This is a genomic window from Mycobacterium sp. HM-7 (genome assembly GCF_053852335.1).
Map to the genome: position 1 here is coordinate 1,723,380 of NZ_CM132657.1, position 19,765 is coordinate 1,743,144.

The 19,765-nt window shown below is 67.4% G+C and carries 23 protein-coding genes; 16 read left to right on the forward strand and 7 right to left on the reverse strand.

Translation table 11 applies throughout. The features are described from left to right. Positions 1-176: 176 nt before the first annotated feature. Both ACWW1C_RS08200 and ACWW1C_RS08205 read left to right on the forward strand, forming a co-directional pair. Positions 177-1,412 carry an IS30 family transposase gene (locus ACWW1C_RS08200; RefSeq protein WP_455984198.1) on the forward strand — a complete coding sequence of 412 codons (1,236 nt, stop codon included), beginning with the start codon at positions 177-179 and terminating at the stop codon, positions 1,410-1,412. Between the two features lie 220 nt (positions 1,413-1,632). Further along, the gene (locus tag ACWW1C_RS08205; protein ID WP_455982966.1) at positions 1,633-1,953 is read left to right on the forward strand and encodes a hypothetical protein; all 321 of its coding nucleotides are present in this window, start codon (positions 1,633-1,635) and stop codon (positions 1,951-1,953) included. 4 nt (positions 1,954-1,957) lie between these two features. Here ACWW1C_RS08205 and ACWW1C_RS08210 read toward each other — a convergent pair whose 3' ends face one another. Continuing rightward, a complete protein-coding gene (locus ACWW1C_RS08210) occupies positions 1,958-2,287 on the reverse strand; it encodes a type II toxin-antitoxin system VapB family antitoxin (RefSeq protein WP_455982967.1) in 330 nt (109 codons plus the stop codon). Between the two features lie 190 nt (positions 2,288-2,477). On the opposite strand from ACWW1C_RS08210, the gene hrcA reads away from it, so the two are divergent. Genes hrcA through ACWW1C_RS08225 form a run of 3 tightly spaced genes read left to right on the forward strand, consistent with a single transcriptional unit; the run spans position 2,478 to position 5,455 of the window. Continuing rightward, a complete protein-coding gene (hrcA, locus tag ACWW1C_RS08215; protein WP_455982968.1) occupies positions 2,478-3,509 on the forward strand; it encodes a heat-inducible transcriptional repressor HrcA in 1,032 nt (343 codons plus the stop codon). A 41-nt stretch (positions 3,510-3,550) separates the two neighbouring features. Further along, positions 3,551-4,702 (forward strand): molecular chaperone DnaJ, encoded by a 1,152-nt coding sequence (gene dnaJ, locus ACWW1C_RS08220; RefSeq protein WP_455982969.1) that lies wholly within the window; start codon positions 3,551-3,553, stop codon positions 4,700-4,702. Positions 4,703-4,717: 15 nt separating this feature from the next. Beyond that, entirely contained in the window at positions 4,718-5,455 is a 738-nt protein-coding gene (locus tag ACWW1C_RS08225) for a 16S rRNA (uracil(1498)-N(3))-methyltransferase (protein ID WP_455982970.1), read from the forward strand. 76 nt (positions 5,456-5,531) lie between these two features. Here the strand turns inward: ACWW1C_RS08225 and ACWW1C_RS08230 are convergent, their stop codons facing one another. Genes ACWW1C_RS08230 through ACWW1C_RS08240 form a run of 3 tightly spaced genes read right to left on the reverse strand, consistent with a single transcriptional unit; the run spans position 5,532 to position 8,117 of the window. Beyond that, the gene (locus tag ACWW1C_RS08230; protein ID WP_455982971.1) at positions 5,532-6,113 is read right to left on the reverse strand and encodes a hypothetical protein; all 582 of its coding nucleotides are present in this window, start codon (positions 6,111-6,113) and stop codon (positions 5,532-5,534) included. 3 nt (positions 6,114-6,116) lie between these two features. Next, the gene (locus ACWW1C_RS08235) at positions 6,117-6,431 is read right to left on the reverse strand and encodes an ESX-1 secretion-associated protein (protein ID WP_455982972.1); all 315 of its coding nucleotides are present in this window, start codon (positions 6,429-6,431) and stop codon (positions 6,117-6,119) included. A 21-nt stretch (positions 6,432-6,452) separates the two neighbouring features. Continuing rightward, the gene (locus ACWW1C_RS08240) at positions 6,453-8,117 is read right to left on the reverse strand and encodes an EspA/EspE family type VII secretion system effector (protein WP_455982973.1); all 1,665 of its coding nucleotides are present in this window, start codon (positions 8,115-8,117) and stop codon (positions 6,453-6,455) included. A 275-nt stretch (positions 8,118-8,392) separates the two neighbouring features. Here ACWW1C_RS08240 and ACWW1C_RS08245 point away from each other — a divergent pair, with 275 nt between their 5' ends. The 5 genes from ACWW1C_RS08245 to era all read left to right on the forward strand — a co-directional run bounded on the left by ACWW1C_RS08245 (position 8,393) and on the right by era (position 12,613). After that, the gene (locus ACWW1C_RS08245; protein WP_061009718.1) at positions 8,393-8,608 is read left to right on the forward strand and encodes a hypothetical protein; all 216 of its coding nucleotides are present in this window, start codon (positions 8,393-8,395) and stop codon (positions 8,606-8,608) included. Positions 8,609-8,757: 149 nt separating this feature from the next. Then, entirely contained in the window at positions 8,758-9,819 is a 1,062-nt protein-coding gene (locus tag ACWW1C_RS08250; protein ID WP_455982974.1) for a PhoH family protein, read from the forward strand. Between the two features lie 4 nt (positions 9,820-9,823). Next, positions 9,824-10,360: an rRNA maturation RNase YbeY gene (ybeY, locus tag ACWW1C_RS08255; protein WP_455982975.1), complete on the forward strand. Its 537-nt coding sequence runs from the start codon at positions 9,824-9,826 to the stop codon at positions 10,358-10,360. Then, the gene (locus tag ACWW1C_RS08260; protein ID WP_455982976.1) at positions 10,357-11,706 is read left to right on the forward strand and encodes a hemolysin family protein; all 1,350 of its coding nucleotides are present in this window, start codon (positions 10,357-10,359) and stop codon (positions 11,704-11,706) included. Before ybeY ends, ACWW1C_RS08260 begins: the two co-directional genes overlap by 4 nt. Continuing rightward, positions 11,699-12,613, forward strand: coding sequence for a GTPase Era (era, locus tag ACWW1C_RS08265; protein ID WP_455982977.1), 915 nt, complete (start codon positions 11,699-11,701; stop codon positions 12,611-12,613). The genes ACWW1C_RS08260 and era overlap by 8 nt, the downstream gene beginning before the upstream one ends. A 173-nt stretch (positions 12,614-12,786) precedes the next feature. Here era and ACWW1C_RS08270 read toward each other — a convergent pair whose 3' ends face one another. Then, positions 12,787-14,220 carry an amidase gene (locus ACWW1C_RS08270; protein WP_455982978.1) on the reverse strand — a complete coding sequence of 478 codons (1,434 nt, stop codon included), beginning with the start codon at positions 14,218-14,220 and terminating at the stop codon, positions 12,787-12,789. A 79-nt stretch (positions 14,221-14,299) separates the two neighbouring features. Between ACWW1C_RS08270 and recO the strand changes: the two genes are divergently transcribed. From recO to ACWW1C_RS08290, 4 genes are read left to right on the forward strand one after another with little or no spacing between them, the layout of a single operon-like run. After that, positions 14,300-15,145 (forward strand): DNA repair protein RecO, encoded by an 846-nt coding sequence (recO, locus tag ACWW1C_RS08275; protein ID WP_455982979.1) that lies wholly within the window; start codon positions 14,300-14,302, stop codon positions 15,143-15,145. Further along, the gene (locus ACWW1C_RS08280; RefSeq protein WP_455982980.1) at positions 15,090-15,974 is read left to right on the forward strand and encodes a decaprenyl diphosphate synthase; all 885 of its coding nucleotides are present in this window, start codon (positions 15,090-15,092) and stop codon (positions 15,972-15,974) included. Before recO ends, ACWW1C_RS08280 begins: the two co-directional genes overlap by 56 nt. Then, the gene (locus ACWW1C_RS08285; protein WP_455982981.1) at positions 15,974-16,387 is read left to right on the forward strand and encodes a hypothetical protein; all 414 of its coding nucleotides are present in this window, start codon (positions 15,974-15,976) and stop codon (positions 16,385-16,387) included. The genes ACWW1C_RS08280 and ACWW1C_RS08285 overlap by 1 nt, the downstream gene beginning before the upstream one ends. Before the next feature lie 7 nt (positions 16,388-16,394). Continuing rightward, on the forward strand, positions 16,395-16,784 hold the full coding sequence (locus ACWW1C_RS08290; protein ID WP_455982982.1) for an NUDIX hydrolase: 390 nt from the start codon (positions 16,395-16,397) through the stop codon (positions 16,782-16,784). Here the strand turns inward: ACWW1C_RS08290 and ACWW1C_RS08295 are convergent. Both ACWW1C_RS08295 and ACWW1C_RS08300 read right to left on the reverse strand, forming a co-directional pair. Further along, positions 16,777-17,184 carry a Fur family transcriptional regulator gene (locus ACWW1C_RS08295; RefSeq protein WP_455982983.1) on the reverse strand — a complete coding sequence of 136 codons (408 nt, stop codon included), beginning with the start codon at positions 17,182-17,184 and terminating at the stop codon, positions 16,777-16,779. The genes ACWW1C_RS08290 and ACWW1C_RS08295 overlap by 8 nt on opposite strands. After that, a complete protein-coding gene (locus ACWW1C_RS08300; protein ID WP_455982984.1) occupies positions 17,181-17,537 on the reverse strand; it encodes an ArsR/SmtB family transcription factor in 357 nt (118 codons plus the stop codon). The genes ACWW1C_RS08295 and ACWW1C_RS08300 overlap by 4 nt, the downstream gene beginning before the upstream one ends. 98 nt (positions 17,538-17,635) lie before the next feature. Between ACWW1C_RS08300 and ACWW1C_RS08305 the strand changes: the two genes are divergently transcribed. Further along, on the forward strand, positions 17,636-18,295 hold the full coding sequence (locus ACWW1C_RS08305) for an SIMPL domain-containing protein (RefSeq protein WP_455982985.1): 660 nt from the start codon (positions 17,636-17,638) through the stop codon (positions 18,293-18,295). Positions 18,296-18,351: 56 nt separating this feature from the next. Beyond that, positions 18,352-19,737, forward strand: a complete 1,386-nt coding sequence (locus ACWW1C_RS08310; RefSeq protein WP_455982986.1) for a glycine--tRNA ligase — start codon at positions 18,352-18,354, stop codon at positions 19,735-19,737. Positions 19,738-19,765: the final 28 nt, after the last annotated feature.

Sequence of the window (19,765 nt, forward strand, 5' to 3'; positions counted from 1 at the left end):
CCTGCGCTCACGGTCTCGCCCACTCGGGCTTCTGCGCTGTAGCCGCGGAATCAGTGTCGGCCTCACGTTGATCCTGCGCCCAGGGTCTTCGCTACTCGGGCGATTTCAAGGGATCGATGCAACACCCCGTCTGATCGAGGAGTGTTGTGGGTTCCAATCGTGTGTTGCGGTCGCGGATGCCGGCGTTTTGGACGTTCATCCGGCAGGGCATGACTGCCGGTGATGCGGGGCTCGCGGTGGGTGTGTCGGTCGGATGCGGGCAGAGGTGGTTCCGTGATGCTGGTGGCGTGAAACCCCGTGCACACCAGCCGAAGTCGACAGGCCCCCGGCCCCGCCTGACACTCGAGGAACGCATCGAGATTCAGGCCGGGGTGCATGCCGGTGAGTCGATCCGGTCGATCGCCGGTCGGTTGGGGCGAGCGCCCTCGACGATCAAACGCGAGATCGACAACAACAGTGAGCTGCGTAACCGCTACACCGGATGCAAATCGGGGTATCGGCGCAAGCACGCGTTCGGGGCCCGCCAAAGCGGTATCAGCTCCACCGTGCACTACCGGGCTATGAGCGCTCATGACCGCAGCGCCGAGTCCGCCCGCCGACCCAAGCCCCGCCGGTTGGCCCTCAATGACAGGCTGCACAACGAGGTGCAGACTCGGTTGCAGCTGCGGCACAGCCCGCGGCAGATCGCGCGGCGGCTGCGCGAGGATTTCCCCGACGACCTGGAGATGCGGGTGTCACACAAGGCCATCTACCAGTCCATCTACGTGCAAGGACGGGGTTCGTTGCGTCGGGAACTGCACCAGTGCCTGCGCACCGGACGGGCAGTGCGCCGCCCGCAGCGCGACGGCGAGGAACGACGCGGCCGCATCCCGGACAAAGTCATGATCAGCGACCGTCCCGCCGAGTTCTCCGACCGTGCGATACCGGGCAGCTGGGAAGGGGACCTGATCATCGGGACCGTCGCCTCGGGGTCGGCGATCGGCACCCTGGTCGAGCGCACCACCCGGTTCGTGATGCTGCTGCACCTGCCCGATGGTCACGGCGCGTTGGCGGTGCAGGAAGCCATCATCGCCAAAATGACTGAATTGCCGGAGCATTTGTGTCGTGCACTGACCTGGGATCAGGGCATGGAGATGGCCAACCACGCCAACATCGCCAAGGCCACGGGACTCAAGATCTTCTTCTGTGATCCGCACTCGCCCTGGCAGCGCGGCACCAACGAGAACACCAATGGGCTGCTGCGCCAGTACTTCCCCAAAGGCACCGACCTGTCGTTGCACGGCCCGGGCATCCTGGACAACGTCGCCGCCGAACTCAACGGCCGGCCCCGCGAAACCTTGAACTGGCGAACACCAGCCGAAGCACTCAACGAACTACTGTCGAATCCGCCAGCTGTTGCATCGATCCCTTGAAATCGCCTCGAACTTTCTGGACCTCAGCGCAGGGTCACCACCAGAAGGTATTTGCTAGTCAAGTGCCCAGCGCGTGCACGCGCGCGAATGTGCAGCCAGAGCGTCTCCGCCGCGGATCCGGCGATCTGTCCGCACCCTCGACACAAGAGATTTCCGCGTGATGCCCTGGGTGGCCCGAGTAGAGTCGCGAGAGCCAACGCTGGCCAGGGGGAGTGCAGCAATGACGTATCCGGATCCGCGGTATCCGCAACAACAGCCACCGCAATGGCCGTATCCGCCGGGCGGGTATCCGAATCCGCAGCAGCAGTACCCCTACGCACAGCCGGGCTACCCACAGCCCTACCCACAGCAGGCCCAATCCGAGCAGCAGAGGAACTCCCCGCGCTGGCGGGCGGCGAGCATCGCGATGTCGGTGTTGTTCCGCGGCACCTACCGGCTGGGCGGCAGCGCCCGTAGCCGCGTCATCACGGCACTGATGTGTCTGGGTATCGGACTCGTCGCACTCGTCATCGTCGTGCTGGTCGGCACGTACCTGCGCTAGCGCGTTACTCGCCGGCAGGCGAAATCTGCTGCGACAGCGGCACATCCATGTCGTACACCCGGGCATGCAGCACCACCCGGTTCCGCAGTGCCGACCGCACCGCGCGATGCAGGCCGTCTTCCAGATAGATGGTGCCCTGCCAGCGCACGGCATGCGGAAACAGATCGCCGTAGAACGTCGAATCCTCGGACAGCAGCCGGTCCAGGGCCAGCACGGTGGTGGTCGTGACGATCTCGTCGAGACGCAGCTGACGCGGCGGAATCTGGGCCCATTCGCGGTAGCTCAGCCCGTGTTCCGGGTAGGGCTTCCCGTCGCGTACCCCTCTGAAAATCATGAATAGATCACGTCCTGCGCTCCCCGTGAGCCGAGCGGGTCCGCGGTGACAGCGTCGGCATACACCTGACCCTAGCCGGTCGGCTCGGCGTTTGCCGAGACATCCAACCACCCAGCTGGCCCCGAATGGCGTCTGTCGCCCGTCCGAATCCATCGTCACCGTAAAATGGCGGTGAAACCGGAGGTGACGCATGGGTAGTGCCGACGACCGTCGATTCGAGGTGCTGCGCGCCATCGTTGCCGACTTCGTCTCCACCAAGGAGCCCATCGGCTCCAAGACGCTCGTGGAGCGTCACAACCTCGGTGTTTCGAGTGCGACGGTGCGCAACGACATGGCCGTGCTGGAGGCCGAGGGCTACATCACCCAGCCGCACACCAGCTCGGGCCGGGTGCCCACGGAGAAGGGCTACCGCGAGTTCGTCGACCGGATCGATGACGTCAAGCCGCTGTCGTCCGGCGAGCGCCGCGCCATCCTGACTTTCCTGGAGTCCGGGGTCGACCTGGACGACGTGCTGCGCCGCGCGGTGCGGCTGCTGGCGCAGCTGACCCGGCAGGTCGCCATCGTGCAGTACCCGACCTTGTCGCGGTCCACGGTGCGTCACCTCGAGGTCGTCGCACTCACCCCGGCGCGCCTGTTGCTCGTCGTCATCACCGACACCGGCCGGGTTGACCAGCGGGTTGTCGAGCTCGGCGACTCCATCGGCGAGCATGAGCTGGCGCAGTTGCGTGAGCGGCTCGGCGCGGCACTGGAGGGCAAGCTGCTGTCGGCCGCATCGATCGCGGTGGCCGACCTGGCGTCACAGCTGGACGGTCACGGCGGTCTTGGCGACGCCGTGGGCCGCGCGGCGACGGTACTGGTCGAGACCCTGGTCGAGCACCAGGAGGAGCGGTTGTTGCTCGGCGGCACGGCCAACCTGACGCGCAACACGGCCGATTTCGGCGGGTCCCTGCGGTCGGTGCTGGAGGCACTGGAGGAGCAGGTCGTGGTGCTGCGGTTGCTGGCCGCCCAACAGGAGGCAGGTAAAGTCACGGTACGCATCGGCCACGAAACCGAGGCCGAGCAGATGGCAGGGACGTCCGTCGTGAGCACCGCCTATGGCAGCTTGGGCAAGGTTTACGGCGGCATGGGCGTGGTGGGCCCAACTCGGATGGACTATCCGGGCACCATCGCGAACGTCGCAGCCGTCGCCCGGTACATAGGCGAGGTACTGGGCACCCGATGAGGGTGCCCAGCAGTTCGAGAGATTAGGCAAGGTTCTTAGGCGTGGCACGCGATTACTACGACCTGCTCGGCGTGAGCAAGGGCGCCAGCGACTCGGAGATCAAGAAGGCCTACCGCAGGCTGGCCCGTGAGCTGCACCCCGACGTCAATCCCGACGAGGGCGCACAGCAGCGGTTCGCCGAGATCAGCACCGCCTACGAGGTCCTCAGCGACCCGGAGAAGCGGCGCATCGTCGACCTCGGTGGTGATCCGATGGGGAGCGGGGGAGGCGGCCCGAGCGGCGCCGGCTTCTCAGGTTTCGGCGGCCTCGGCGATGTGTTCGAGGCGTTCTTCGGTGGCGGCGCGTCGTCGCGCGGTCCGATCGGCCGGGTGCGGCCGGGCTCGGACTCTCTGCTGCGTCTGCGGCTGAACCTCGAGGAGTGCGCGACGGGCGTCACCAAGCAGGTCACCGTCGACACCGCGGTGCTGTGCGACGTGTGCCAGGGGAAGGGCACGCACGGCAATTCCCAGCCTGCCCGCTGTGATACCTGCCACGGTCAGGGCGAGGTGCAGACGGTCCAGCGTTCGCTGCTCGGCAACGTCATGACGTCACGTCCGTGCCCGGTGTGCGGCGGTGTCGGTGAGGTCATTCCCGACCCGTGTCACCGCTGCGGTGGCGATGGCCGGGTGCGCGCGCGGCGCGACGTCAGCGTGAAGATTCCGGCCGGTGTCGGCGAGGGCATGCGAGTGCGTCTGGCCGCGCAGGGCGAGGTCGGCCCGGGCGGTGGACCCGCCGGCGACCTGTACGTCGAGGTGCACGAGCAGGTGCACGAGCTCTTCCTCCGCGACGGCGACGACCTGCATTGCACTGTCTCGGTGCCGATGGTCGACGCCGCACTCGGCACCACGGTCACCGTCGACGCCATTCTCGACGGGCCCACCGAGATCACCATCGCCCCGGGTACCCAGCCCGGCTCGATCACCACACTTCGCGGCCACGGCATGCCGCACCTGCGGTCCGGGGTCCGCGGCAATCTGCACGCGCACATCGACGTGGTGGTGCCGTCGCGGCTCGACAACCGGGATCTTGACCTGCTGCGCAAGTTCAAGGAGCAGCGGACGCGCGACGTCACGGAGGTGCGGTCCACCCAGGCGGTGGCCGGTGGCGGTGGCGGCCTGTTCAGCCGCCTGCGTGAAACCTTCAGCGGCCGTTAGCCTTCGGGGCTGCTGGTGAGCCGGGCGCTGTTCTATGTCGACGCCGTGCCGGAGGTCGGCGGGCTCGCCGTCGTCGACGGCGACGAGGGATTCCACGCGGCGACGGTGCGACGTATCCGTCCGGGCGAGGAACTCGACCTGTCAGACGGGGCAGGGATGCTGGCGCACTGCGTGATCGAGGACGCGGTGAAGGGCCGGTTGACGGCGCGCGTCCTGTCGGTCACCGAGGTTCCGGCCGCGGTGCCGACAGTGACGGTGGTCCAGGCCCTGCCCAAATCCGACCGCTCCGAGCTGGCCATCGAATTGGCCACCGAGGCGGGCGCCGACGCATTCGTGGCATGGCAGTCCGAGCGCTGCGTCGCGCGCTGGGATGGTGCGGCCAAGGTGGAGAAGGGCTTACGACGCTGGAGCGCGGTCGCCCGGTCGGCGGCGAGGCAGTCCCGGCGGCCGTACGTGCCGTCGGTCAGTGGCCCGGTCTCGACCGCCGAGGTGGTCGCGTCGATCGGGAACGGTGTCACCCTGGTGTTGCACGAATCAGCGGAAGTGGCGCTGCGCGATGTGATTTCGCCGTCGACGGAGGCCGTGACGCTGATCGTCGGACCGGAAGGCGGTATCACCGACGGTGAGGTCGCGGCACTGGTGGCCGCCGGCGCGATCGCGGTTCGGCTGGGACCGTCGGTGCTGCGGACGTCGACCGCGGCCGCGGTCGCGTTGGGCGCCGTGGGTGTGCTGACGCCGCGCTGGCAGGTCTAGCACCACCGCGACCGGCATCGGTGGGTCCGCCGAACAGCCAAGTCCCAGGCATGTTCGGGCGTGGCCCGCATCTCGGCTAGCGGTGCTCACCGCGGAGGTATGCCGCCTCTGCCTCGGCTACCGCGTCGTCGGCCTGTCGCGGTGTCGGCAGGTCGGGTGCGTTCATCTCGATGATGGCTTCGACCCGCTCGTCGTCCAGGCCTTCGGCCGCGAGGACGCCCTCGATGAGCGCCCGTTGCACCGCGCGCCCCTTCATGTTCGCGAGCTTCGCGGTCGCCAGGATGCTACGCGAGAGATCGGCCTCGGTCATCGAGGTGGCCTTGGGTGCCAGCTTGATCCGCTGGATGGATCCGGCGATCGACGCCTCGGCAGTGACGTTCCCGGCGGGATCGGACACCGCGAACACCACCACGCGCGGCGCTTCGTCGTCCTGCGTCTCGCCGTCGTCGAATGAGGTGTCGGCTTCCGGCGCGATCGCGTCCGCGTAGGAGCCCGCCGTATCGACGTCGGATGTCTCGCTATCCGATGTCACCAGCAGGTCGAGATCCGAGTCCTCGGGGTCTGCGTCAGAGCTGCTGTTCGTGGCGAAGTAGTCGAGTGCGCCCTCGGGTTCGGCGAGATGGTCGTCGTCGTGGTCGTCCCAGGAATGGTCTGACATCGATCAGATCTGCATCTGCTTGCTGAGGCTGGCGCCTTCCTGCGCGTCCGTCTGATCGTATTGCGATGCGGCCTTGGTCAGGTTGTCGGCCAGGTTGCGCGACTTGTTCATCATCTGCTCGCAGGCAGCCTTGCGCGCGTTGTTCGCGGCACTCAGCGCGGATTGCGTCGACATGCACAGCGGCCCGTGGGTCGCGAGCACCTTGACCTCGACGTAAGACGTCGTGTCGCCGGCAGCGCTGAAGGTGGCGGCGGCATCGTCTTGTTTGGTGGAGAGCGATTGCAACTCCGAGGTCTCGACGGTGAGTCTGCTGCTCATGTGTTGCTCCTTTCGGAAAAGCTAGATGTCGGTCGTGATGCGCGGGGGTGCAGTGGGATTCGACGGGTCGAGGCTCACGTGCACCGGGCCTTTGGCGGTGTCGGGGTCGACGGCCACCTCGACGTGGTGGGCGCCGTCGTCGAACGACACCTGGATGGGCGCGCGGCCCGCAGGGGACTCGGCCCCGGGCGCCGCGCCCGATGGATTCTCCGGTGCGGGTTGGGCATTGGGATCGGCGGCCGGGTCGTCCGGCTTGCCGTCACCGTCTTTGTCCGCGCCGAGCGCGTCGGGATCCTGCGCGTTCGGATCCTGCTTGCCCTGCTGGGCGGCCTGAGCCGCCTGCGTCGCGGTTTGTGCCGCCTGACCGGCCAGGCCGGCGAGGGTGCCGAGCAGGCCGCCGCCCCCGCTGCCGGAGCCACCGCCGCCCATCTGTGGCAGCGACGGCATACCGCCCATGCCGGCGCCTGCGCCGGTGCCCGCACCCGATGCCGCCGGCGTGGAGGGCATTTCGGGCACCTTCGGCATGCTGGGTGCGCTCGGTGTACCGCCGCCACCCGAACCTGAACCGCCACCCGAGCCCGAACCGCCACCGGAACCACTGCCGCCACCTCCGGTGCCCGTGGGCGAGCCCGTCGGGCTGCCGGTGCCGGGCGGGTTGCTCGTGGGCGGACCGTACGGCGTGCCCGGTCCCGGCGTCCCGGGCTGGTTGGGGTTGCCCGGCGCGTTGGGGTCGGCGTTGCCGAAATCTGGTCCGTCGCCCGGCTTTTTCGCGGGCGGCGGCATGGTGCTCAGCGGCGGCGCGTGCGACGCGCTCTGGTACATGCTCGTCGCCTGGCTCAATTGCGCGGCGTTGCTCGATGATTGGGCCATCATGTTGTTCATCGCCACGGCGGACGCCGCGGCGGCGACGGCGACTGATGCGGCCTGCAGCGCGAGCGACTCGGGGGCGCCGATGACCGTCGCCTCGAGTGCGAGGCAGACGGGGATCATCGCGCCGAGGCAGGTGGCGATGTTGTCCATCTGCTGGCGTCCGGCGTCCACCTGCTGGGCCTCGGCGCTCAGGATTTGCACGACGAGATTGTCGGCCTGCAGCAGTTGTTCGGCGCTGCCGATCTGCTCGGCGTTGCGGTTGGAGTAGGCCGTGGAGGCGGTGCCTTTCCACACGGCCGGATAGGCATTGCTGAGCCCGTCGCCGGCGGCCTGAAAGAGTCCGGCGCCCTCGGAGAACGATTCGCCGGTGTCCGGATCGCCAATGCCGAAGCCGAGCCCCGCGAGGTCCAGGGCCCACAAACCGCCCTCGATGATGGGTGTGCCCGCGGCCGCGGGCATCAGCATCTTGGCGATGTCGCCGGCATCGCTGAGCAATCCGACGGCGCCCATCGGGTCGCCCTCCATCAGCTTCTTGACGTTGTCCGCGATGTCCGAGGCGGTGTCCAGGACGTCGTTGGCCTTGTCGAGGATGTCGTTGATCTTCTCGCCGAGGCTCGGGCTGTCACCGCCGTCGTGATCGCGCCGGTGTGAGTTGCCGTCGTGATCGTCGCCGCGGCGGTGCCGGGGGTCGTCGCGGTGCGGGCGGGGGATGACCTGGGTTGGTTCGTCGTCGCCGTGCCGGTTGCGACGGGAGCTCGGCGATGGATGGCTGGTGCCGCCGTGGTGACTGCCGCCATGACTATGACGCGGACCCATGCAGAACCCTCCCCGATTCCTCATCGCACCGGCGGACCCTCGCCGGTGAATTCGAGCCTAACAGCGGCCGATGCCCCTGCATTGCGCTAATTCGGAACTCTCAGCGGCGGCCGGGAGGGCCGACCCTGTGGCCTGGGTTACAGCAATTCCTGCCAGTAAACATCAATTTCCTGCCAGCGGAATTAATCCCTTGACCTGCCTGTTTACATGAATGTCACAGCGGCTCGGGCCGCCAGGGGACAAAGACGGACAGAAGACGTGAAGGGGAACTCACCATGAAGAATTTCGGAATTGCAGCAGTTATCGCCGGTGGATTGGCCGCCGGTGCCATGGGGTTCGCCGTTCCCGCCGTGGCCGCCACCGGCCCGGCTCCGACAGGGGTGCAGGCCACAGTGGTGCCCACGGGGGTTGATCACCTGAACTGGCTGGACGACGTCCACCAGGGCGCCAAGTCGCCCAAGGTCGACACCAACGTCCACCAGAGTCGGTAATCGGCGACAACAACTACGTAACCCGCGGGCGGTACCGGATCGGTACCGCCCGCGGCTTGCGTGACCAGCCAACTCATTGGGCGTGACATCGGCCCGGCGGTAGAATGTGCTCCTCAGCTCGACCCAAGAAAGCAGGCATCGAAAACCACGTGACGCCCCGCGATACGAACGCCGCCGCGTCGCGCTCCTCGGAGCTCGACCCGTCGGTTCGAAGCAGCATCACTGTTCCGCCTGATCTTGTGGTGGGCCTGCTCGGCTCGGCCGACGAGAATCTGCGTGCCCTCGAGAATCTGCTGGCGGCCGACATCCACGTCCGCGGTAACTCGCTGTCGATATCCGGCCGGCCGGCTGATGTGGCGATGGCCGAGCGTGTGGTCAGTGAGCTGATCGCTATCGCCGCCGGCGGCCAGTCGCTGACCCCCGACATCGTCCGCCGCAGCGTCGGCATGCTCGACGGCGCCGACACCGAGTCGCCGGCGCAGGTGCTGACGCTCGACATCTTGTCGCGGCGCGGCAAGACGATTCGGCCCAAGACGCTCAATCAGAAGCGCTACGTCGATGCGATCGACACCCACACCATCGTCTTCGGCATCGGCCCCGCCGGTACCGGCAAGACCTACCTGGCAATGGCCAAGGCCGTCAGCGCATTACAGACCAAGCAGGTCAGCCGGATCATCCTGACGCGTCCCGCTGTCGAAGCGGGAGAGCGCCTCGGCTTCCTGCCGGGCACCCTGAACGAGAAGATCGACCCGTATCTGCGGCCGCTGTACGACGCGCTGCACGACATGATGGACGCCGAGATGATTCCGAAGCTGATGGCAGCCGGGGTCATCGAGGTTGCGCCGCTGGCCTACATGCGCGGCCGGACGTTGAACGACGCCTTCATCATCCTCGACGAGGCGCAGAACACCACCGCCGAGCAGATGAAGATGTTCCTGACCCGCTTGGGTTTTGGTTCTAAGATCGTCGTCACCGGTGACGTCACCCAGGTCGACCTGCCGGGCGGATCGAAGTCGGGTTTGCGGTCGGCTGTCGAGGTGCTCGACGGTATCGACGACATCCACATCGCCGAACTCACCAGTGCGGATGTGGTGCGCCACAAGCTGGTTTCGGAAATCGTCGACGCGTATGAAGCAGCGGAAGCCAAAGTGAGCGAGCACGGGCTGGCCAACCGTTCGCAGCGCCGAGCAACCGGCCGGACGAGGCGGTGACGGTGTGACGGTCGAGGTTTCCAACGAGTCGGGGATCGACGTATCCGAAGACGAGCTGATCAGCGTGGCGCGGTTCGTCATCTCCAAGATGGACGTGAACCCCGCCGCTGAACTCTCGATGGTGCTGGTGGACCAGTCGGCGATGGCCGACCTGCACATGCGCTGGATGGACCTGCCCGGCCCCACTGATGTGATGAGCTTTCCGATGGACGAGCTCGAGCCCGGCGGCCGCCCCGATGCGCCCGAGCCCGGCCCCTCGATGCTCGGCGACATCGTGCTGTGTCCCGAGTTCGCCGCGAATCAGGCTGAGACCGCGGGACATTCGCTGGGGCACGAGTTGGCGCTGCTGACCGTCCACGGCGTGCTGCACCTGCTCGGCTACGACCACGCCGAGCCCGACGAAGAAAAAGAGATGTTCGACCTGCAGCGTCAGCTGCTCGAAGAGTGGGTCGCCGACCAGGTGCACACCTACCACAAGGATCGGCAGACCGAGAAAGACCGCAGGCTGCTCGACAAGTCGCGGTACTTCGACGAACCGTGACCGGGCTGACGCCGTTGATCGGCGCCATCGTGCTCGTCGTGTTCGGCGGGCTGTTCGCGGCGATCGATGCCGCCATCAACACCGTCTCCATCGCCCGCGTCGATGAGCTGATCCGTGATGAGCGGCCCGGTGCGGTGCGGCTGGCGAAGATCATCCGGAATCGGCCGCAGTACGTCAATCTCGTTGTGCTGCTTCGTGTCGTCTGCGAAGCGTCGGCGACGGTCCTGCTGGTCGACTACCTCGACGAGTTGATGACACGGGGCTGGGCACTGGTGTCCGCCGCCGCCATCATGGTGGTCGTCAGCTTCGTGGCCATCGGGGTCGGCCCACGCACCGTGGGACGGCAGAACGCCTACTCGATCTCGCTGCTGTCGGCGCTTCCGCTGCAGGTGATCGCGGTGCTGCTGACCCCGATCAGCCGGCTGCTGGTGCTGATCGGTAACGCCCTGACCCCGGGCCGGGGCTTCCGCAACGGACCGTTCGCTTCGGAAATCGAGTTGCTCGAGGTCGTCGATCTCGCGCAGCAGCGCGGTGTCGTGGCCGCCGAAGAGCGACGAATGATCAAGTCCGTCTTCGAACTCGGCGACACCCCCGCGCGCGAGGTCATGGTGCCCCGCACCGAGATGGTGTGGATCGAGAGCGACAAGTCGGCCGGCCAGGCCACCTCGCTGGCGGTGCGCAGCGGGCACTCCCGCATCCCGGTGATCGGGGAGAACGTCGACGACGTCGTCGGCGTCGTCTATCTCAAAGATCTGGTGGAGCAGACATACAACTCCACCAACGGCGGCCGCGAGACCAAGGTGGCTGACGTGATGCGCCCGGCGGTGTTCGTGCCGGACTCGAAGCCACTCGACGCCCTGCTCAGCGAGATGCAGCGCACCCGCAACCACATGGCGTTGCTGGTCGACGAATATGGCGCGATCGCCGGCCTGGTGTCCATCGAGGACGTGCTCGAAGAGATCGTCGGCGAGATCGCCGACGAGTACGACACCGACGAAGTGCTGCCGGTAGAAGAACTGGGCGACAACCGGTTTCGGGTGTCGGCCCGGCTGCCGCTGGAGGACCTGGCCGAGCTGTGCGGCTTCGATGTCGACGACGACCTGGACGTGGACACCGTCGGCGGGCTCCTGGCGCATGAGCTGGGACGTGTGCCGCTGCCGGGCGCCGAGGTCCGGATGTCCTTCCCGTCACATCGATCGCAGCATCCGGCGACCCTGCAGTTGCGGGCCGAAGGCGGTCGGGACCATCGCGGCCGGGTCCGGATCGGCACCGTGCTGGTGATCCCGGTCGAGCCGCAACGTACTGAGGCTGCCGATGCGGCAGCAGAAGGAGAACCCGATGAGTGACGAATTCCATTCCGGCTTCGTCTGTTTGGTCGGCCGGCCGAACACCGGCAAGTCGACGCTGACCAACGCGCTCGTCGGCACCAAGGTCGCGATCACGTCGAATCGGCCGCAGACCACCCGGCACACCATTCGCGGCATCGTGCACCGCGAGGCCTTCCAGATCATCCTGGTGGACACGCCGGGTCTGCACCGGCCGCGGACGCTGCTCGGCCAGCGGCTCAACGAACTGGTCAAGGACACCTATTCCGAGGTCGACATCATCTGCCTGTGCATCCCGGCGGACGAGGCCATCGGGCCCGGCGACCGCTGGATCTATCAGCAGATCCGTACTGTCGCACCGAGAACCACGCTGCTGGTCGTCGTCACGAAGACCGACAAGGTGCCGCGTGACAAGGTGGCGGCGCAGCTGATGGCAGTCAGTGAGCTCACCGAGGGGTCAGCCGAGATCGTGCCGGTCTCCGCGGTGGCCGGAGAGCAGGTCGACGTGCTGATCGACGTGCTGGCGAGCAAGCTGCCGCCCGGTCCGGCCTTCTACCCGGACGGCGAGCTCACCGACGAGCCCGAGGAAGTGCTCATCGCCGAGCTCATCCGCGAAGCCGCGCTGGAAGGCGTCCGCGACGAGCTGCCGCACTCGCTGGCGGTCGTCATCGACGAGTTCACCGAGCGTGACGGCCGCACCCCGGAACAGGGCGAGATGTGCGACATCCACGCCATCATCTACGTCGAGCGCGACAGTCAGAAGGGCATCGTGATCGGCAAGGGCGGCTCGCGGCTGCGCGAGGTCGGTACCGCGGCGCGCACGCAGATCGAGAAGCTGCTCGGCACCAAGGTGTATCTCAACCTGCGGGTGAAGATCGCCAAGAACTGGCAGCGCGACCCGAAACAGCTTGGCAAGCTTGGTTTTTAGCTTCTTACCCATCCCGCGAGCGGCCGTGTTTGTGCAGCGACACACCGGTTTAGGCGTACACAATGCGCACGCTCACCGTCCGCGAGCGGCCGCAGATTGCACAGCGGGACCCGCGTGTCGGCGTACAAACACGGCCGCTCGCTGGAGATGTGGCTGAGCCGCGGGAGATGCGGCTAAGTAGCCCACCAGTTGTCGGGCTGCTTGCTGGCCCAGCCGCTGATGGCCTCGAGGCTGGCGGCCAGCGAGATCAGTAGTGGCTCGCTGCCCTCCGGGCCCATCAGCTGCACGCCGATGGGCAGCCCGTCGGCGGTGAAGCCGGCCGGAATGCTGATCGACGGCCAGCCGAGCGCGTTCCACGGCCAGCACACCGGGCAGGCCGCGATGATGGCGCGGTCGGTGGCGGTGCTGCCGAGCCGGTCGAAGGCATCGATCAGGGGTGGCGGCTGCGCGGTGGTCGGGGCCAGCACCACGTCGTACAGGTTGAAAATCCAGCCGATCCGGCGCTGAAGGGACTTTTCCCGCTGCCGTGCCTGCCGGAGTGCGTACTCCGACAACAGCCATCCGGTTCGGATGTTGCCGCGGGTACGACGGTCCAATGTCACGTCGGGACCGACGCGGTCGCGCCATTCGGCGAGCCCGGACGTGGAGCGCGCCAGGAAGTCCACGGACAGTTGCAGCCCGTACTCGGGATCGTCCGGCCGCACGGTGTGCCCGAGCTCTTCCAATTGTCCCGCAACGGTGTTCAGTGCTGACCGGATCTCCGGGTGCAACCGGGCCGGGAACAGCGTGAACGGGAACTTGGTCGACAACGCGACACGCAGGGGCCCCGGCGCCCGTCCCACCGACTCGGCCGCCGCGATGGGCTCCGGCTTGTGGAGATCACCCTCGACGTTGCCGGACGCCGCGTCGAGCACCAGTGCGGCGTCGGCCACGGTGCGGGCCAGTACCCCGTTGACGGTGATGCCGTTGAAGGCTTCGGGCAGCGGCCAGGTGGAGATGCGTCCGCGCTGCGGTTTGATGCCGACCAGATGGGTCCATGCGGCGGGGATGCGGACGCTGCCCGCGCCGTCGGATCCGATTGCGGCGGTGACCAATCCGGCCGCGACGGCCGCGGCGCTACCGCCCGACGACCCACCTGGGGTGTGCCCGCGCGACCAGGGGTTGCGGGTGTGCCCGAAACCGGGGCCGCTGGTGAACGGCCACTGCCCGAGTTCGCAGGTGTTGGTCTTGCCGACGATCACCGCGCCGGCCGCTTTCAGTCGTCGCACCACCTCGGCGTCCTCGGTGGCCGGACGCACTTCGCCGTCGGTGCCGAACCGGGTGGGCACCCCCGCGACGTCGACGTCGTCCTTGATGGCGATGGGCACCCCGAGCAGTGGAAGCTGTTGTCCGGCAGCGCGTTTGCGGTCCGCTTCGGCGGCGTCGGCCAGCGCCTGTGCGGTGAAGACCACCCGGAAGGCGTTCAGCTCGAGCTGGCTGGCCGCGATGGCGTCCAGTGACTGCCGCACGATCTCCTGCGACGTCACCGCGCCGCTCGCGAGCCGATACAACTGCTGGGTCAGAGTCGGGAATCGGGGCTGCGCGGATGGTTTTGGAAAGCTGGCCATGTCGATTCCGAGAATAGATTGGGCGTTCGCCCGGCGCTGCCTAACGGAAGTTGTCGGTCCGCGATGGGACAATCGCCCGATGCGGTTGTACCGGGATCGAGCGGTCGTGCTGCGCCAGCACAAGCTCGGCGAGGCCGACCGGATCGTCACGCTGCTCACCCGCGACCACGGGCTGGTCCGCGCGGTGGCCAAAGGTGTGCGGCGGACCCGCAGCAAGTTCGGCTCGCGGCTGGAGCCGTTCGCCCACATCGACGTGCAGTTGCATCCCGGCCGCAACCTCGACATCGTCACCCAGGTGGTGTCGCTCGACGCGTTCGCCGCCGACATCGTCAACGACTACGGCCGGTACACCTGCGGCTGCGCCATTCTGGAGACCGCCGAGCGGCTGGCCGGTGAGGAACGCAACCCGCTGCCGGCGCTGCAACGGCTCACCGTCGGCGCGCTGCGGGCCGTCGCGGACGGCAGCCGGCCCCGGGAACTCGTGCTCGACGCTTATCTGCTGCGGGCCATGGGGATCGCCGGCTGGGCGCCGGCCATCACCGAGTGCGCCCGCTGCGCCGCACCCGGTCCGCACCGGGCGTTCCATGTCGCGGCCGGCGGCAGCGTGTGCGTGCATTGCCGCCCGTCGGGGTCGGTCACCCCGCCGCAGGGTGTGCTGGAACTGATGGCCGCGCTGCACGACGGCGACTGGGAGTTTGCGCAGGGCTCACCGGCGGGGCATCGCAGCCAGGCCAGCGGCCTGGTGGCCGCGCACCTGCAGTGGCATCTGGAGCGCCAGCTGCGGACATTGCCTCTGGTCGAGCGCGTTTACCGCCCAGATACCACGGTCATTGAACAGCGCGTAACCCTACTCAGGCAGGATATTGCCCATGGCACTCAACCGGGCGCGCAAGACCAGCTATCCGCAGCTGCCTCAGGCGCCTGACGACTATCCGGTTTTCCCGGACGTTTCGACCTGGCCAGTGGTCTTTCCGGAGCTCCCCCCGAACTCCAACGGCCGCTTCGCCCGGCCGCCGCAGCACCCGTCCAAGGCCGTGGCCCCGCAGATTCCGGCCAACCAGGTGCCAAACCACGTCGCTGTCGTCATGGACGGCAACGGCCGGTGGGCGACCCAGCGTGGGCTCGGGCGCACCGAGGGGCACAAGATGGGCGAGGCGGTGCTGATCGACATCACCTGCGGAGCCATTGAACTGGGCATCAAGCACCTGTCGGTGTACGCGTTCTCCACCGAGAACTGGAAGCGCAGCACCGAAGAGGTGCGGTTCCTGATGGGCTTCAACCGCGAGGTGGTGCGCCGCCGCCGGGAGAATCTCAACGCGATGGGCGTCAACATGCGCTGGGTCGGGTCCCGGCCGCGCATGTGGAGCAGCGTCATCAAGGAATTCGACATCGCTGAGCAGATGACGGTCGGCAACGACGTCATCACCGTCAACTACTGCGTGAATTACGGCGGCCGCACCGAGATCGTCGAAGCGGCACGCGAACTCGCCGAGGAGGCCGCCGCGGGCAAGATCAACCCGAGCCGGATCTCCGAGGCGTCGATTGCCAAGCACCTGCACCGCCCCGACATTCCTGACGTCGACCTGTTCATCCGTACCTCGGGGGAGCAGCGCGCCAGCAACTTCATGCTGTGGCAGGCGGCCTACGCGGAGTACGTCTTCCAGGACAAGCTCTGGCCCGACTATGACCGCCGCGACCTGTGGGCCGCGTGCGAGGAATACGTCAATCGCAATCGTCGGTTCGGGAGGGCCTGATGTCGAACTTGTTGCAGCGGTTGGCATCTGTGCTCGCCGATTCGGTGACCATCGTCGAAGAGACCGACGGCGCACTGACCGTCGCGCATGACGGCACGGTGGCGTCGCTGCGGGTGGTGAACATCGGCGAGGGGCTGGAACTCGTCTCGCTGACCCAACCGCTGGCGTGGGACATCAAGCTGGACAACAACGTTCGTGACCGCGTGTCCGATCACGCGGGGCGCACGATGCTCGGCTCGGTGGTGCTGGTGGAGCGTGCCGGTGATCCGCGGTCCAACGGCGCGAAGAAGTTCGGCGACGTGATGCTGCGGTACAACTTCCCGGCCGCCGGACTCACTGACGACGCGTTGTCCACGCTGGTCATGCTGGTGCTGTCCACCGGCGTCGACGTGCGGGCCGACCTGACCAAGTGAGGCCGAAGTGACCGTCATCCGGATCGTCGCCGCGGTGGTCGTCGACGAGCGCGGGCGGCTGCTGCTGGTCCGTAAACGTGGGACGACGGCGTTCATGCAGCCCGGCGGCAAGCTCGAGCCGGGGGAGTCACCGGTCGACGCGCTGGTTCGCGAGGTCCGTGAGGAGCTCGGGGTCGGGGTGACCGACGTGCGGGAATTGGGTCACCACACCGCGATTGCGGCCAACGAGCCCGGGCACAGTGTCGCGGCTGACCTGTTCTTCGTTCGGCTCGACGGCGTCCCGCAGATTGCCGCCGAGATCGAGGAGATGGCCTGGATCGATCCGCATGCGCCTGGCGATATCGAGTTGGCGCCGCTGACCCGGGACACCGTGCTGCAGTTGGCGCGGGTCAGCTGACCGGCCCGGACCCGGTGCAGGCCGCGCACACCCCGAAAATCTCGATGGTGTGACTGACGTCGGAAAAGCCATGGGCTGCAGCGGTTTCGGTGGCCCAGGCCTCGACCTCGGTGCCGGCCACCTCGACCGTCGCACCGCATTGCCGGCACACCAGGTGGTGGTGATGGTGGGCCTGCGAGCAGCGCCGGTAGAGCGCCTCGCCACTGTCGTTGCGCAGGCTGTCGACCTGCCCGGCCGCCGCCATGGACTGCAGGGTGCGGTAGACGGTCGTCAGGCCGATGCCTTCACCGCGGCGGCGCAGTTCGTCGTGCAGCTCCTGCGCGGACCGGAACTCTTCGACGTTGGTGAGCAGCGCGGCGATCGCGGTGCGCTGTTTGGTCGACCGGGTGGGAGCGCTCACGATCGGTCCTCTTCGACGTGGGCGATGGCGTCGACGACGATGTGTGCGAGGTGATGGTCCACCAGGCGGTACATCACCTCGCGGCCGGCGCGTTCACCGGCGACGACCCCGGCCGACTTGAGGATGCGCAGGTGCTGGCTGACCAGTGGCTGCGGCACACCCAGGGCGTCGACGAGTTCGTGCACGCAGCGTTGCGACTCCTGCAGCTGCATCACGATGGCGATCCGGATGGGGGCGGCGAGGGCGCGCAGCAGGTCGCCTGCGGCGTCGAGCGTCTCCCGCGGCAGGGACGACGGAAACGGCGCACCACTGTGCTGGTGGTCGAGCTCGTCATGCGTGGTGGTGGGTGGCACCCGGCAACTCCCGGCTATTGGAAATAGTTTTCATTTAGCTTTCCATGCGCGCATACGCATGTCAAAGATCCGGCGGCGCCGACGGATACCGTCGTGGCATGACAGCACTGGAACTCGTGGTCCGCGGGCAGGCCCGACGCAGGTATGCCGCCGAGCGCGCGACCGTCACGGTGGCGGCGAGCTTGAACGACGCCGAGCGTGCCGACGTGTACCGCCGCGCGGTCGTGCTCCAGGATCGACTGCTCACCGATCTGCGCCGATTGACGGACTCCGGCGCGGTGAACAAATGGACCAGCGACCAGATCCGGGTGTTCAGCTACCGGCCCTACTCGCAGGACGGGACGGCCGAGCCGCGGTACCGCGTCGACATCCGGGTCGAAGCGGAATTCGCTGATTTCGAACAGCTTTCGACCTTCCTGGACCGGTGGGCCGTCGAGGACGGTGCCGAGATCGGCTCGATCGACTGGGACGTCACCGAAGAGAACCGGGAGGCCTACGAGGCCGAACTGCGCCAGGAAGCCGTGCGCAACGCGGCGGCGAAGGCGCGGGCGTTCGCCGAGGCCGCGGGCCGTGGTGAGGTGACGGCGGTGCAACTGGCTGACCCGGGCATGCTCCAGGCGCAGCCCGACTACGGCAGTCCGCGAGCGGCGGCCATGGCGGCCCCGGCCGGGATGCCCGGTGGCGGCCCCACCCTCGACCTGAGTCCCGATGACATCACGATCTGGGCCCGGGTGGACGCGAAGTTCGTCGCCGACTAGCCCGCCACTAGTCTGAACAGGTTGCATCCCACCTGACACAGGAGTGCTCGAACATCGTGGCGTCCATCATCGACACCGTTGCCAACCTGGCCAAACGTCGCGGACTGGTCTTCCAGTCCGGCGAAATCTACGGCGGCACAAAGTCTGCGTGGGATTACGGGCCACTGGGTGTCGAGCTCAAGGAGAACATCAAGCGCCAGTGGTGGAAGTCCGTCGTCACCTCCCGCGACGACGTCGTCGGTCTGGACAGCGCGATCATCCTGCCGCGGCAGGTGTGGGTGGCCTCGGGCCACGTCGCGGTGTTCAACGACCCGCTGGTCGAGTGCCTGAACTGCCACAAGCGGCACCGTCAGGACCACATGCAGGAGGCCTACGCCCTGAAGAAGGGGCTCGACGATCCGGACGCCGTGTCGATGGACGAGATCGTCTGCCCGGACTGTGGCACCAAGGGCCAGTGGACCGAGCCGCGTGACTTCAACATGATGCTCAAGACCTACCTCGGCCCGATCGAGTCCGAAGAAGGCATGCACTACCTGCGCCCCGAGACCGCGCAGGGCATCTTCGTGAACTTCGCCAACGTGGTGACCACCGCGCGCAAGAAGCCGCCGTTCGGCATCGGCCAGATCGGCAAGAGCTTCCGCAACGAGATCACCCCGGGCAACTTCATCTTCCGCACCCGCGAGTTCGAGCAGATGGAGATGGAGTTCTTCGTCGAGCCCTCGACCGCGCCGGAGTGGCACAAGTACTGGATCGAAACCCGCTTCCAGTGGTACACCGACCTCGGCATCAACCCGGAGAATCTGCGGCTGTACGAACACCCGCTGGAGAAGCTGTCCCACTACAGCGCCGGCACCACCGACATCGAGTACAAGTTCGGCTTCGCCGGCAACCCGTGGGGTGAACTCGAAGGCATCGCCAACCGCACCAACTTCGACCTGAGCACGCACGGCGAGCACTCGGGCGTCGACCTGTCGTTCTACGACCAGGGCACCGACACCCGCTTCGTGCCGTACGTCATCGAGCCCGCAGCCGGCCTGACCCGCTCGCTGATGGCGTTCCTGGTCGACTCGTACCACGAGGACGAGGCCCCCAACGCCAAGGGCGGCGTCGACAAGCGCACCGTGCTCAAGCTCGACCCGCGCCTCGCGCCCGTCAAGGCCGCGGTGCTGCCGTTGTCGCGCAATGCCGACCTGTCGCCGAAGGCCCGCGACCTGGCGGCCGAGCTGCGCAAGAGCTGGAACGTCGAGTTCGACGACGCCGGCGCCATCGGCCGCCGCTACCGTCGCCAGGACGAGATCGGTACGCCGTACTGCATCACGGTCGACTTCGATTCGCTCGAAGACCACGCCGTGACCATCCGTGAGCGCGACGCCATGACACAGGAGCGTGTCGCCATCGACGCCGTCAGCGACTACCTCGCGGTGCGCCTCAAGGGCTGCTGAGTTCCCTGCCGAGCCAAAAATTGGCGCC

Bases quoted from the DNA above. Each gene is read 5' to 3' on its own strand.
- ACWW1C_RS08200 (WP_455984198.1), top strand. From the start codon at position 177: ATGCCGGCGTTTTGGACGTTCATCCGGCAGGGCATGACTGCCGGTGAT.
- ACWW1C_RS08205 (WP_455982966.1), top strand. From the start codon at position 1,633: ATGACGTATCCGGATCCGCGGTATCCGCAACAACAGCCACCGCAATGG.
- ACWW1C_RS08210 (WP_455982967.1), bottom strand. From the start codon at position 2,287: ATGATTTTCAGAGGGGTACGCGACGGGAAGCCCTACCCGGAACACGGG.
- hrcA (WP_455982968.1), top strand. From the start codon at position 2,478: ATGGGTAGTGCCGACGACCGTCGATTCGAGGTGCTGCGCGCCATCGTT.
- ACWW1C_RS08230 (WP_455982971.1), bottom strand. From the start codon at position 6,113: ATGTCAGACCATTCCTGGGACGACCACGACGACGACCATCTCGCCGAA.
- ACWW1C_RS08235 (WP_455982972.1), bottom strand. From the start codon at position 6,431: ATGAGCAGCAGACTCACCGTCGAGACCTCGGAGTTGCAATCGCTCTCC.
- ACWW1C_RS08240 (WP_455982973.1), bottom strand. From the start codon at position 8,117: ATGGGTCCGCGTCATAGTCATGGCGGCAGTCACCACGGCGGCACCAGC.
- ACWW1C_RS08245 (WP_061009718.1), top strand. From the start codon at position 8,393: ATGAAGAATTTCGGAATTGCAGCAGTTATCGCCGGTGGATTGGCCGCC.
- era (WP_455982977.1), top strand. From the start codon at position 11,699: ATGAGTGACGAATTCCATTCCGGCTTCGTCTGTTTGGTCGGCCGGCCG.
- ACWW1C_RS08270 (WP_455982978.1), bottom strand. From the start codon at position 14,220: ATGGCCAGCTTTCCAAAACCATCCGCGCAGCCCCGATTCCCGACTCTG.
- recO (WP_455982979.1), top strand. From the start codon at position 14,300: ATGCGGTTGTACCGGGATCGAGCGGTCGTGCTGCGCCAGCACAAGCTC.
- ACWW1C_RS08280 (WP_455982980.1), top strand. From the start codon at position 15,090: ATGGCACTCAACCGGGCGCGCAAGACCAGCTATCCGCAGCTGCCTCAG.
- ACWW1C_RS08285 (WP_455982981.1), top strand. From the start codon at position 15,974: ATGTCGAACTTGTTGCAGCGGTTGGCATCTGTGCTCGCCGATTCGGTG.
- ACWW1C_RS08305 (WP_455982985.1), top strand. From the start codon at position 17,636: ATGACAGCACTGGAACTCGTGGTCCGCGGGCAGGCCCGACGCAGGTAT.